Source organism: Pseudactinotalea terrae (assembly GCF_009733845.1).
In the GTDB taxonomy this organism is placed as follows: Bacteria; Actinomycetota; Actinomycetes; order Actinomycetales; family Beutenbergiaceae; genus Pseudactinotalea; species Pseudactinotalea terrae.
Window position 1 is genome coordinate 92,203 of record NZ_WNXZ01000007.1, and the last position, 12,242, is coordinate 104,444.

Annotated in this window: 15 protein-coding genes; 8 read left to right on the forward strand and 7 right to left on the reverse strand. The window is 69.5% G+C overall.

What is annotated here, in order from left to right:
* Positions 1-215: 215 nt before the first annotated feature.
* Positions 216-713 (reverse strand): peptidylprolyl isomerase, encoded by a 498-nt coding sequence (locus GPA03_RS19115; RefSeq protein WP_156253657.1) that lies wholly within the window; start codon positions 711-713, stop codon positions 216-218.
* A gap of 574 nt (positions 714-1,287) precedes the next feature.
* A complete protein-coding gene (locus tag GPA03_RS19120) occupies positions 1,288-2,238 on the reverse strand; it encodes a helix-turn-helix transcriptional regulator (protein WP_156253658.1) in 951 nt (316 codons plus the stop codon).
* A 122-nt stretch (positions 2,239-2,360) separates the two neighbouring features.
* Here GPA03_RS19120 and GPA03_RS19125 point away from each other — a divergent pair, with 122 nt between their 5' ends.
* The gene (locus tag GPA03_RS19125) at positions 2,361-3,497 is read left to right on the forward strand and encodes an epoxide hydrolase family protein (RefSeq protein WP_156253659.1); all 1,137 of its coding nucleotides are present in this window, start codon (positions 2,361-2,363) and stop codon (positions 3,495-3,497) included.
* 126 nt (positions 3,498-3,623) lie between these two features.
* A complete protein-coding gene (locus GPA03_RS19130) occupies positions 3,624-4,178 on the forward strand; it encodes a hypothetical protein (RefSeq protein ID WP_156253660.1) in 555 nt (184 codons plus the stop codon).
* A 140-nt stretch (positions 4,179-4,318) separates the two neighbouring features.
* Here GPA03_RS19130 and GPA03_RS19135 read toward each other — a convergent pair whose 3' ends face one another.
* The 5 genes from GPA03_RS19135 to GPA03_RS19155 form a co-directional block, all read right to left on the reverse strand.
* Positions 4,319-4,663: a hypothetical protein gene (locus GPA03_RS19135; protein WP_206673650.1), complete on the reverse strand. Its 345-nt coding sequence runs from the start codon at positions 4,661-4,663 to the stop codon at positions 4,319-4,321.
* Positions 4,664-4,911: 248 nt separating this feature from the next.
* The gene (locus GPA03_RS19140) at positions 4,912-5,253 is read right to left on the reverse strand and encodes a hypothetical protein (RefSeq protein WP_162458436.1); all 342 of its coding nucleotides are present in this window, start codon (positions 5,251-5,253) and stop codon (positions 4,912-4,914) included.
* Positions 5,254-5,305: 52 nt separating this feature from the next.
* Entirely contained in the window at positions 5,306-7,087 is a 1,782-nt protein-coding gene (locus tag GPA03_RS19145) for a hypothetical protein (protein WP_156253663.1), read from the reverse strand.
* Complete coding sequence (locus GPA03_RS19150; RefSeq protein ID WP_156253664.1) at positions 7,084-7,476, reverse strand: DUF6507 family protein; 393 nt, start codon at positions 7,474-7,476, stop codon at positions 7,084-7,086. Before GPA03_RS19150 ends, GPA03_RS19145 begins: the two co-directional genes overlap by 4 nt.
* Positions 7,477-7,617: 141 nt before the next feature.
* Positions 7,618-8,004 carry a hypothetical protein gene (locus tag GPA03_RS19155; protein WP_156253665.1) on the reverse strand — a complete coding sequence of 129 codons (387 nt, stop codon included), beginning with the start codon at positions 8,002-8,004 and terminating at the stop codon, positions 7,618-7,620.
* A 49-nt stretch (positions 8,005-8,053) separates the two neighbouring features.
* On the opposite strand from GPA03_RS19155, the gene GPA03_RS19160 reads away from it, so the two are divergent.
* The 6 genes from GPA03_RS19160 (at position 8,054) to GPA03_RS19185 (ending at position 12,235) form a co-directional block, all read left to right on the forward strand.
* Positions 8,054-8,386: an antitoxin gene (locus tag GPA03_RS19160; protein ID WP_156253666.1), complete on the forward strand. Its 333-nt coding sequence runs from the start codon at positions 8,054-8,056 to the stop codon at positions 8,384-8,386.
* A 1-nt stretch (position 8,387) separates the two neighbouring features.
* Entirely contained in the window at positions 8,388-8,825 is a 438-nt protein-coding gene (locus tag GPA03_RS19165; RefSeq protein ID WP_156253667.1) for a TA system VapC family ribonuclease toxin, read from the forward strand.
* A gap of 88 nt (positions 8,826-8,913) precedes the next feature.
* Complete coding sequence (locus GPA03_RS19170; protein ID WP_156253668.1) at positions 8,914-9,540, forward strand: TM7S3/TM198-like domain-containing protein; 627 nt, start codon at positions 8,914-8,916, stop codon at positions 9,538-9,540.
* Positions 9,541-9,602: 62 nt separating this feature from the next.
* Positions 9,603-9,974 (forward strand): MerR family transcriptional regulator, encoded by a 372-nt coding sequence (locus tag GPA03_RS19175; RefSeq protein ID WP_156253669.1) that lies wholly within the window; start codon positions 9,603-9,605, stop codon positions 9,972-9,974.
* A gap of 34 nt (positions 9,975-10,008) precedes the next feature.
* Positions 10,009-11,025 (forward strand): aldo/keto reductase, encoded by a 1,017-nt coding sequence (locus tag GPA03_RS19180; RefSeq protein WP_156253670.1) that lies wholly within the window; start codon positions 10,009-10,011, stop codon positions 11,023-11,025.
* A gap of 187 nt (positions 11,026-11,212) precedes the next feature.
* Complete coding sequence (locus GPA03_RS19185; protein ID WP_156253671.1) at positions 11,213-12,235, forward strand: LacI family DNA-binding transcriptional regulator; 1,023 nt, start codon at positions 11,213-11,215, stop codon at positions 12,233-12,235.
* The last annotated feature ends 7 nt before the right edge of the window (positions 12,236-12,242 follow it).

Below are 12,242 nucleotides of genomic sequence, written 5' to 3' on the forward strand. Positions count from 1 at the left end.
AGAACGCCGTGCTCGTCCGCTCACTCGTACGCCTATCGCGTACGTGCGGGTGCACCTGGTGGAGGCCGAGCCTCGCGTGCGCACCCACGAAGCTCACGGTGCTGCCACGGACAGGACCGCGCCACCGAGCGCCGCGTCCCTCAACCACGCAAACGCCGGCCGACAATGTCTGTCGACCGGCGCGTTGCAGTGAACGGTTCCGTGCGCGGACCGGGTCAGAGCGTCCCGGAGTCGGCGATGGTGACCGTCGCGCTGGTGCGGCCGCTCTGCGACCCGAGACCCTCGATCTTCGTGACCAGGTCCATGCTCTCCTGGTCGGCGACCTCGCCGAAGACCACGTGCTTGCCATCCAGCCAGGAGGTCACGATGGTCGTGATGAAGAACTGTGAGCCGTTGGAGTTCGGGCCGCTGTTCGCCATCGAGAGGAGACCGGGCTTGGTGTGCGCCAGCGTGAAGTTCTCGTCGTCGAACTTCGCGCCGTAGATGCTCTTGCCGCCGGTGCCGTCACCGCGGGTGAAGTCGCCGCCCTGCAGCATGAACTCAGGGATCACGCGGTGGAAGGAAGAACCCTTGTATCCGTAGCCCTGCTCACCCGTGGCCAGCTGGCGGAAGTTCTCGGCGGTCTTGGGGACCACGTCGTCGTAGAGGTCAAAGACGATCCGCCCGGCGGGCTCGTCGTCGATAGTGATGTCGAAGTACACCTTGCTCGTCATCGAACCATCCTGTCATCCGCCGGCGGTCCATGGACACCGTGGCTGCGTCGAACGGGTGGGGATCGTCGCTGGTCGGCTCGGGATCTGGGTCCTCTGGACTGCAGGCGCCCAGGGCCAGCACCATCCGCCGACAACACAGTGGTCTTCGTTCTCGCATCGTCACTGTCCCGCACCCAGCCGGGGCCACGTCGAGGACAGCGGTACTCACATCCCTGGGCAGATCCGTCGGCACGTGTTGCCGTCAATCGGGCGTTGGTCATCGGTCAGCGGACGCTGGCGCTCAACCGGTCCGCGACCCAACCTGCGGTGCGCGTTCTTCTTCGAGGTCGCCGCACTCGGGAGGGAGGCCGCGGGTGGAACAAAGTCCACGCTCGATGCCATCATCGGCGGTCTGGAAACGGTTGCAGCCTCATCGAGCGTGGAGAACGTTTCACTGCTCCCACCGTCCACCGCCACGTGCCGCACGGCATCGGGCGGACAGGCCCGGCGCCTTGCCCGTTGCGGTGCGATCCCGACGTACCAGGTACGTCGCGATCGCACCGTTGGGGTGTCCGGTGCGATCGCGCCTCCGCCCTCAGCTCGGCACAGCGTTCGCGTACCGGGCGGTGAGCACTTGTAGGTGCTCGACCAGCTCCGCCGGCTCGGTCACGTGGAAGTCGATCCCGAGCATCCCGATCCACACCGCGACGATCTCGACGCTGTCGCCGCCGGTGACGAGCACGCTGCGCCCGTCGGCGAGCGCCTCCACCGTGCCGACGGCCGGGTTGATGCGCGCCAGCACCTCCTCGGCCGGGGCGTCGATGGTGATGCGGGCGTGGACCGCCCAGCCGGTTCGCGCCACCTCGCGCACCACGAACTCGGTGAAGTCGCCAGGGAACGGCGCGGGCGTGAAGCGGCGACCACCCGGGGTGCGCAGCTGTAGCCAGTCCACCCGGTACGGCGCCCACTCACCGCTGCCGGGCTCGCGCGCCACGAGGAACCATCGCCGCTGCCAGGCGACCAGCCGGTACGGCTCCAGCTCCACCGGCTCGTCGCGGTAGAAGGCGCGCAGGCCGTGGTGGTCGCGGATCGCGTCGGCCACCGAGGCGAGCGCCTCCGAGTCGACCGGCGGGTCCTCGACGTTGGAGTCGGTGTTCTCCGGGCCGCTCGCGCTCGCGTCCCGAATCGATGCCAGACGACGGCGCAGCCGATCCGGGAGCACCTGCTCCAGCTTGGTCAGTGCTGAGTGGGCGGACTCCTCGAAGCCGGCGGTCGCCGTCGCGGTCCGGAGCCCGACGGCGACCGCCACCGCCTCCGCGTCGTCCAGCAGCAGCGGGGGCACCCGGGCGCCGGCACCCAGCCGGTAGCGGCCTCCGGGCCCGCGGACGCCGTCCACCGGGTAGCCGAGCTCGCGGAGGCGGGCGACATCGTTGCGGACCGTCCGGTCGGTCACGCCGAGCCGTTGTGCGAGCTCGGCGCCCGACCAGTCGGGGCGGGACTGCAGCAGCCCCAGCAGGGCGAGGAGACGGGCGGACGTGGAGCCCATGGCGGACCTCCCGAAGGTCGTGAGAACTCGCTCAGAGTAGCGGAAAGAAACGTTCCGGAACGGTGCATAACGTGAGGTCAACGAGCTGGAGATGACCCGGCTCACGACCACGGGAGCATGACATGACCACAGCGACACCCGCCGCCGGCCTCGAGATCCGCCCATTCGCCGTCGAGACCCCGCAGGCAGATCTGGACGACCTGCGGGGGCGGCTCGAGCGCACCCGGTTCGCGCCGGCCGCGCCCGGCGACTCCTGGGACTACGGCACCCCGCAGTCCTACCTGCGGGACATGGTGGAGAGGTGGAAGACCTTCGACTGGGCCGCCGTCGAGGGCCGACTGAACGGCTTCCCGAACTTCGTCACCGAGATCGAGGGTCAGCCGCTGCACTTCCTGCACGTGCGCTCGGCGCACGAGGATGCGACGCCGCTGCTGCTCGCCCACACCTACCCCGGCTCGGTGCTCGACTTCCTCGACATGATCGAGCCGCTCGTGGACCCGGTCGCGCACGGCGGCCGGGCGGAGGACGCGTTCGACGTCGTGATCCCCTCGATGCCCGGATTCGGGTTCTCGACGCCGCTGGTCGGGGAGGGGTGGACCATGGCGCGGGTCGCGCGGCTGTATGACACGTTGATGCGCGGGCTCGGCTACGACTCGTACGGCATCCACGGCAGCGACGCCGGCGCGTTGGTCGGCCGGGAGCTGGCGGTCCTCGACCCCGAGGGGTTCCGCGGCGCGCACGTGCTGCACCTGTTCTCCTTCCCCTCCGGGGCGCCGGGGGAGATGGACGACTTCGGCGAGAAGGAGTACGCGGCGCTCGGGCACATGCAGTGGTTCCAGTCGGTGGGCGGGTACAACGCGATGAACGCCTCGCGGCCGCAGACGGTCGCCGCCGGGCTGGCGGACTCGCCGGTCGCGACACTGGCCTACCACGAGCTGTTCGAGAGCTTCGGCAACGGCACCTCGCTGGTGAGCGCGGACCAGGTGCTCGCGCAGGCCACGCTGTACTGGCTGACCAACACCTACGCGACGGCGGCTCGCTACCACTATGCCGAGCAGCGCTCCGGCGCCGAGCCGGTGGTGAGCACGGGGCGGATCGGCGTCGCGGTGTTCAAGGACGACTTCCAGACCATCCGCAGCCTCGCCGAGCGCGACAACGCGCGGATCGAGCACTGGTCGGAGTTCGGTCGCGGTGGGCACTTCGCGGCGATGGAGGTGCCGGAAGACGTCGTGGCCGACCTGCGGGTGTTCTTCGGCTGAGCTCGGGACCCAAGGGCTCCGCCGGCAGCGATGCTGGTGGGGCCCTTGTCTCCTGTGTGGTGCATGTCGCCGTTTGACGGCTGGACGACGGCGGGCGAGCGCTTCCGGAGATGCGACGCTAGAGGCATGACGGATGGTGCGACGGCGGAGCGGTGGGTCAAGCCCACCGAGGCAACGAGGGAATGGGCGGCCGCCGCCGGCGAGGTCCTCACCGGCGTCGCCGAGCACTACCTGGGTGTCATCACCTACGCCGACCTCGCCGAGCAGGTCCAGTCCCGGACCGGGCTGCGCACCCGCGCGCCGTACCGCAGCTGGATCGGGAGCGTCCTCGCCGCGGTGGTGGCGAACTGCCGGGCGGAGGGGCTGCCGCCGCTGAGCTCCCTGGTGGTCTACCGGGCCGACAGCGACGCCGACGTCGAGGAGGGCACCGCCCTGGCGCGGTTCGCCTGCTACCGGCGGTTCGCCGTCGACGTCCCGGTCGAGGCGGTCGCTGAGGCCGATGCGCTGGCGCGGGCCAAGGAGGCCGCTGCGCAGGAGGCCAAGCCGGCGGCGCGGCCGCGGCGAGCTGCGGCAGCGCCGCGTGAGCGGAAGCCGAAGAAGCCCGACGAGCCCGAGCCCCAGATCTGCCCGACGTGCTTCATGCAGCTACCCACGTCTGGGATCTGCGACAACTGCAGCTGAGGGACGCTGCGCGAGTCCGTACTTTTGTACGTGACTCCGTACCTTTGTACGCGGCGGGGCCCTCGATCGTTGGTTGCCGGTCACGCGCAATCAAGGGAACCCGAGGCCGCCGCGCCCGCTGAAGGGCACAGACGTTCGACTCAGCCGGAGAGGACCTCCTCACCGAGCCAGCGGCGGTAGGTCCACACGACCTGGTGATCCACCGCTGCTGGGTGCCACTCCTTGATCTCGACAGTGACGTTGAGCAGGTCGCCCGTGAGGTCCTCGAACTGCTCCACGATCTCAGCGATCTCTGGGTAGTCATCCACGACCGGGTGATCGACGTAGAAATGCAAGGTGACATCGAGGCCGTCGTCGGTGGCGCCGGCGATCACGATTCGAGGAGAAAGCAGCCCCAATGACGCCTGCGTGAGCTGGCCTCGCACATAGTTGGACCAAGTGGGCAACTGGGCGACGTCGTCCGGAGGGGGAAACATCTTGGTCACTCTCCTCAGGGCGCGGCGCCGGGGGGACCCAGTTCGGGTTGTACGGTACAACGCTTGGTCGAGCCCACCCCTTGAGGAAGAAGAGGTTGGTCGGTTGGTCGATGAATCCGAGCTCTGGGTTGCGAATCCTGGCACCCCGTCGACCCTGACGACGACGTTCCCGGGCTTGATGCCGACAATCTCCGCACCGTCGTGGAACCCGGGCGGCGCGCTCACTCACGGCTCGCGCACGCGTCTCGAACACAGACTCAGATGCGTCGGACCTTCAACTGGTCGATCCGCCCATCACTCTCAGTCTCCAGAGATTCCTCGCCGAGCCAGCTGCGGTACGTCCAGCGGACATCTCGGTCGACCTTCGCTGGGTCCCACTGCTCCACCTTCACAGTGACGTCGAGCAGGTTGCCGGTCAGGTCGTCGAACTCCTCCATGATCTGAGCGATCTCGCGGTAGTCGTCCTGCAGCGGAGGCTCCACGTAGAAGGCGAGCGTCACCGTCATTCCGTCCGCCTTGAGCCCTGCGATCACAATGCGGGAAGTGATGTTGCCCAGCGAGGCTCGTGTGAGCTGTCCGTAGAGGTAGCTGAACCACACGGGCACCTCAGAGTGGTCATCCGGAGTGGGGAACATCGAGATCCAATCTGGCCTAGGTGCGCGGCGGCCGTGGCACCCAGTTGGGGTTGTACGGTACAGCGCTCGGAGAAGTCGTGCCCTTGATGAAGAACACGTCGGTCGCTTGGGCACGGTAGGCGCCACTGATGTTGAAGCCAGTGACTCCATCCACCCGGACGACAACGTCACCGTTCGATTTGAGGCCGAGCACCTCAGCGCTGCCGTCGTGGAAGGCATCGAGCACTGCTTGTGCCTCGCTCGGGTCCCGGAAGTACCCACCGTCGTCGTACTTGGGCGAGCCCTGCAGGTGCCGCGCCTGGCGCTGCGCGGAGATCGAAGTCGAGTACTCGGTCCGATCAATCTGGACCGGGGGAGCGTCGGCTGGTGACGTCCCGTGATGGACGACGTCGACACCCTCCGCACTGGGGGCTCCGTCGGCGTTGGTTCGTCGTCCCTCCCCGAACAACTCATCGCTGAGCGGCTGGTCGAGGACCACAGTGTTCGTATCCGCCGCATCGACCGCGTTCCCCGCCACACCACCCGCATGTGGCTCCACGACCGGGATGTCGTCCACGCGCCTGATCGCCGAGGCCAGCCCTGAGGTCACCCGGATGCTGCCGTAGGTCAGCGCACTCGCACCGGGAACGAGGAAGTCGCCGGCACCGGTGACGATCCGCAGCAGCCGGGCACCGAGGCTCCCGGTCCGCAGCGCACCTGCCGCAGCCCCACCCGACGGCGTGAACATCGACCCGATGTTCAGCGCGGACTCGGTGGCTGTCGCGATACCGTCCTCGCGCCAGCGCCACAGGCCGTCCTCACCGTTGAGGTGAGCGTGCACATCCACCCCGACCAGGTCGCCGCCCACGCTCGCCGTGACCACCCGACGCTCCTGCAGCCACTGCCGCTGGTCACCGGAGAGCTGACGGTCGATGACGCCGGCCAGCCCGGGGCTGGCCGCTGCGAGCGCACCCCACAGCCCCGTCACGCTCGACGACAGCCACGCGTCTCCCAAGGCGCCCGCCACCTCGCCGCGGTACCCCTCGCTGTACTCCTCCATCCGCATGTCGTAGCCGAGCAGCAGACCCGCAGCCCCGGCCGCGAGGTTGTAGCCGAACATGTAGCCGCCGTGCCCGATGGACTCGCCCCAGTGGCGGTCCTCGGCAACCGGCGTGCCCCACGGGTACTCCACACGCCGATCCATGAGCTGCTCAGCCTGGACGCCGACGACGTCATGCTCGTCGGTCGCCCACCTCACCAGGTCCATCAGCGCGTTGTGGCACTCCGCCGACGCCGTGGTGATCCGCTCCACGAGCTTCGCGTGCTCGAGCAGCAGGTCCTCGTTCCTCGCCACGGTGTCGGTGTCCTGGGACCACGGGATCGTGCCCCACGCGCTGTCCAGCGTGACCGTGAAGTCGGCACCTTCGGTGATCGGCGCCCAGACGCCGCCCGCCACCTCGTCACGGAAGCGCGCCGCCCGCCGCTCGAGGTCCACCAGCTGCGCCCGAAGCACCGCCCACGAGGCGGCGAGATCATCGAGGCGGTCAGCCGCCGTCGACAGATCGCCCTCGAGGCGCTCGGCACTCACGGCGACCGGGCGCATCAAGCCCCACACCTGCTCCTGCTGCGGCCCTTGATAGACCGGGCGCAGGCCGGACCAGGAATCGATGAGCCCGTCGGCCGACGCGCTGACACCCGAGCCCATCCGGCGCAGCGTCGTCGCCGCGCACGAGAGCCCGTCGACGTCCATCTCAGCCGATCGGAACGGGAACTGGCTGGGGTCGATGAGGCCGTCGTACCCGGCCGCTCCACCGCTCACACGGCACCTGCCGGGAGCTCCGACCCGTACCACCAGGTGAAGTCACCCGACCCGGCCGAGGCCAGCATGTGCGACTGGCACTGCGCCAGCATCTCGACCTGAGCGTTCTCGAAGCAGGCCGTCGCGGACTCCACGCCCACCAACCCCGCGCTCACGCGATTCCCCATCGAGGAGAGCCGCTCGCCCTGGGCGTTCAGGAGCGCGACGACGGCGCCGGTCACGTCGGCAGCGGCCGGACCCGCGGCGTCCAGGTCCTCGCTGATCGACTCCAGCCGGCGCGCCGACCACGCCTCGTTCATGCCCCCCAGATCATCCTCGACGGCGGTGAGCACCGCCGCGACCCCCTCCGGCTGCAGGTGCCACTTGCCCATCGCGTCCTCCCCAGTCACGTCCCCTTCGCGTCACACGGTGCCGCGCGCGGCGGGGTCGCCGCCAGCGGGGTGGGCGTGAGCTGTGGACAACTCGGAGAGGGGCCGCGACTGTGGACAGAGCGTGCGACCGGGCGGCGGCCAGTGGTAGGCCGCCCGGCGTCAGGGCGTTGCGCTGGCGGCGGTGCGTGCCTTGCGCGCCTGCACGAAGGACCGGATGCCGACGACGAGATAGACCACCAGCGCCACGAACATGATGACGCTGACGATGATCGCCGCGGGCCGCTCGGCGGTGCCGTCGAGGAGCGAGCCGATCTTCGCGACGTTCATGAGCGAGCCGAGCGCACCGAGCAGCGCGACAGCCATGGCGACGTGCACAGCGTGCCGACGCGCGGCCCCGCCACGGCGGGCGATCAGCCACGCGATCAGGAGCAGCACGCCGACGAACGCCGGGATCAGGGCGGTGACGCTGCTCATCGACGTCACGAGCCAGGCGATCACGCCGGTCGCCGTGAGCAGGCTCCCGATCGCGAGAGTGAGGGCAACCACGAGGGCGGTCCTTCCGAGAGACGACACAAGGAGCGGTCAACGTTTCAGGATGTCGAGCGACCTGACCCGGGACCAAGGTCCCGGGTTCGTCGGACCACGTGATGTTTTGATGCGCGAGCGTCGATGTTATGATGCACCCGTGCGAACGACCGTGAACATCGACGACGAGTTGCTTGCCCGCGCGAAGGTCCAGGCAGCGCGCACGCACCGCACGATCGGGTCGGTTCTGGAGGAGGCTTTGCGACGGATGCTCGACGAGAGTGCGGATCGGCCGGCCCCGGTGGCGCTGCCTGATTTCTCCTATCCGGGCGGACTGCGAGCAGGCGTCGATCTCTACGACAAGGAGTCGATGGCGCAGGTGCTCGGCGAGGCGAACCGCTGACGTGCTGTTCCTCGATGTCAACGTGCTCGTCGGAGCCCAGCGCAACGACAACTCCCCTCACAGCCGAACGATGCGCCGGTGGCTCGACGAGGCGCTCACGGGGCACCAGCGCATCGGGATCAGCGAGCTCGCCCTGAGCGTCATGGTGCGTATCGTCACGCACGCCCGGGTGTTCGAGCACCCCACGGCACCCAGCGAGGCCCTTGCCTTCGCCAACACGCTCCTGGCTGCTCACCCGGTAGGCGTCGTCCGCCCGGGCGCCCGCCACTGGTCGATCTTCGCCGACCTCGTCACCCAGCACCGGCTCCGCGGCAACGACGTCCCGGACGCCTACTACGCGGCCCTCGCGCTCGAGCACGGTGCCACGATGGTCACCGCCGACCGTGGTCTCGGACGGTTCGGCATCCCGATTCTCGACCCCACAACCGATGGGTCTTAGCCGGACCGTCAACACCGTGTGCCAGCGGCCGGTCCCGGCGGTCCCCACCGGCGTACCGTGATCACACCGCATCGATCGGAGGCACCACATGGGCGGCGAACTCGTGGTCGGCATCATCGCCGTCCTCATCGGCCTGATCGTGTGCCTGCGTGGCTACGTCGCGCTCCGGATCATCATCAGCCTGCTCGGCGCATGGATGGGCTTCATCTTCGGCGGCGCGCTCGTCGCCAGCGTGACCGGTGAGGGCTTCCTCGCCACCACCTTCACCTGGGTGGGCGCCATCGTCGGCGCGCTCCTGCTCGGCCTGCTCGCCTACGCCTTCTACCAGGTAGCGGTGCTGCTCGGCATGGGCGCCCTCGGCTTCACCATCGCCACCGCCGTGCTCGCCGCCCTCGGCGTGGACAACCGCGCCCTCATCTGGATCGTCGCCGGCGCCGCGGCGCTGCTCGCGATCGTGCTGGCGATCGTCACCGACCTCCCCGCCGGCATCCTCATCGTCCTCACCGCGCTCGCGGGTGCGAACATCGCCGTCACCGGTCTGCTCGTGCTGCTCGGGCAGCTCGATGTCGCCGATCTCGAGGCGGGCTATGTGCCCGACGGCGGTGTCCCGCTCTGGGCGGGGATCGTTGCCCTTGTGCTGGCGATCCTGGGGATCGTCGTGCAGTGGCGAGGAGTCGCCCGAGACAAGCGGATGCGGGCGGCCTGGGCCGCCTGACGCGGCGAGCGCCGTCGTCGACCCCCTTGACTTCGAGCGCACTCGAAGAGTGAGACTGCCCTATGCCGTACTCGATCTCCGACGTCGCCGAACGCACCAACCTCACCACCCACACGCTGCGCTACTACGAGCGCGACGACCTGCTGCTCGGACCAGTCGCCAGGGACGCCGGCGGGCGCCGCGTCTACGACGATCACGACGTCAGCTGGATCGTCATGCTCACCTGCCTGCGCGGCACGGGCATGCCGATCCGCGACATGCGCCGCTACGCCGAGCTGGTCCGCGCGGGCGAGGGCAACGAAGATGCCCGCCTCGCCCTCCTCGACGCGCACCGACGGCGCGTGATCGCCCAGCTCGCCGAGGTCACCGAGCATCTCGGCGCCGTCGAGGACAAGATCGCCCTCTACACCGAACGCCTGCAGATCAGCGCTTGACTTCGAGCGCGCTCGAAGGGTTTGACTGCCGGACATGAGCACTCACCCAGTCACCCTCGGCACCACCTCCGCCCTCACCGTCTCCTCGCTCGGCCTCGGCTGCATGGGGATGAGCGAGTTCTACGGCAGCCCCGACGAGCAGTCCGCGGTCGAGACCATCCACCGCGCCCTCGACCTCGGGGTCACCTTCCTCGACACCGCCGACATGTACGGACCCTTCACCAACGAGCAGCTCGTCGGCCGCGCGATCGCCGGCAGCAGCCAGGGTCGCGACGCCGTCCAGCTCGCCACCAAGTTCGGCAACGAGCGCCTCGCCGACGGCACCAGCCTCGGCGTCAACGGCCGCCCGGAATACGTGCGCGCCGCCGCCGACGCCTCGCTGCAGCGCCTCGGCGTCGATCACATCGACCTCTACTACCAGCACCGGGTCGACTTCACGGTCCCGATCGAGGAGACCGTCGGCGCCATGAGCGAGCTCATCGCGGCCGGCAAGGTGCGCCACCTCGGGCTGTCGGAGGCGAGCGCGGAGACCATCCGCCGCGCGCACGCCGTCCACCCCATCACCGCGCTGCAGACCGAGTACTCGCTCTTCACCCGCGACCTCGAGGACGAGGTCTGGCCCGTGCTCGCCGAGCTCGGCATCGGCCTGGTGCCGTACTCGCCGCTCGGTCGTGGCCTCCTCACGGGATCGATCAGCTCGACGGCGGAGCTCGCCGAGGGCGACTCCCGCACCGCTGGGTACTTCCCCCGGTTCCAGGGCTCGGCCCTCGAGGCCAACCTGGCGCTGGTCGCCACGGTCCGCGAGATCGCCGAGCGGCTCGGCTGCACGCCCGGCCAGCTCGCGCTCGCCTGGGTGCTCAGCCACTCGGGCTCCGACGGCGTGAGCGTGGTCCCGATCCCCGGAACCAAGCGGGTCCGATACCTGGAGGAGAACGTCGCGGCCACCGACGTGGTCCTGACTCCCGAGCTCCTGGCCGAGCTGGAGGCCGCGGTCCCGCGCGACGCCGTCGCCGGGGACCGCTACGGAGACATGTCCACGATCGACAGCTGACCCCGTCCCACCGCGCAGCTCGCCAGGCTCGCCCGCAGTGAGACCGCACACTGACGGTGAGAGCGCACATCGCACGGTGCGGTCTCGCCGTCGGTGTGCTGTTTCAGCACCGTCGTCGGGCTTGCGCGCGCTGGTGCCCGCCATCGTCGGTAGGATGCCGAATCAACCGGTTGAACGGGGGTAGACGGTGGGCCGGAGAGTAACGCTGCGGGATGTCGCTGCGGTGGCCGGCGTCTCGGTCTCGACGGCGTCGAAGGTGCTGAACGGGCGGGGCCACTTCACGGCGGCCACGCACACCAAGATCAACGACGCCGTCGAACGCCTGGGATTCCGACCCAATGCCCTTGCGCGCTCGTTCGCGACCGGGCGTAGTCAGCTCGTCGGCGTGCTGACCGAGTTCGCGCCGGGTGTGTTCACCAGTCCCGTGATGGTGGGAGCGAGCACGCACCTGGGCCACAACAACATGGCCACGCTGTTCGCCGACGCCTCCCGTGAACCCGCAGCCATGTCCGGGCTCGCCGAGAACCTCCGCGCCCGTCACGTCGACGGGCTGCTCGTCATCGGCGACGGCCTTCACACCCGGCTCAGCTCGGTGTCCGGTGGATTCGACGTCCCGGTCGTCTACGTCTTCGGCGAGTCGGTCGACCCGAACGACGTCTCGTTCGTGCCCGACAACGAGATGGTGGGCCGGATCGCCACCGAGCACCTGCTCGAGCTCGGCCGTACGAAGATCGCGCACATCGCGGTCCCTGACGACCTCGCCGGCGCGGCTCGGACCAAGGGCTGCGTCGACGCCCTCGAGAACGCCGGCCTCTCGCTCGCCGGCGGTCGGGCGTACCCAAGCATGTGGCGCCGCGCGGGCGGGATCGCCGCGACGACGGCGATGCTGGACTCGGGCGCGGACGTCGATGCCATCTTCTGCTCGAACGACCAGATCGCGTTCGGGGCCCTGGCCGCTCTCACCGCGGCGGGGCGCCGGGTGCCCGACGACGTCGCCCTCGTGGGCGTGGACAACTGGGAGGCGATGAGCGGCACCGGCCAGAACGTGCTGACCACGGTCGATCCTGACCTCCGCGGTCTCGGGCGTGCCGCCTCGGCCTACCTGCTCGACGCCCTCACCGGTCGCCACGAGCCCGGGCGGCACACCCACCCCTGCCGGATCCGGCTCGGCGAGTCCACGCTCGGGGTGCAGGCGGAGACACCCGCCTGAGCGCGCC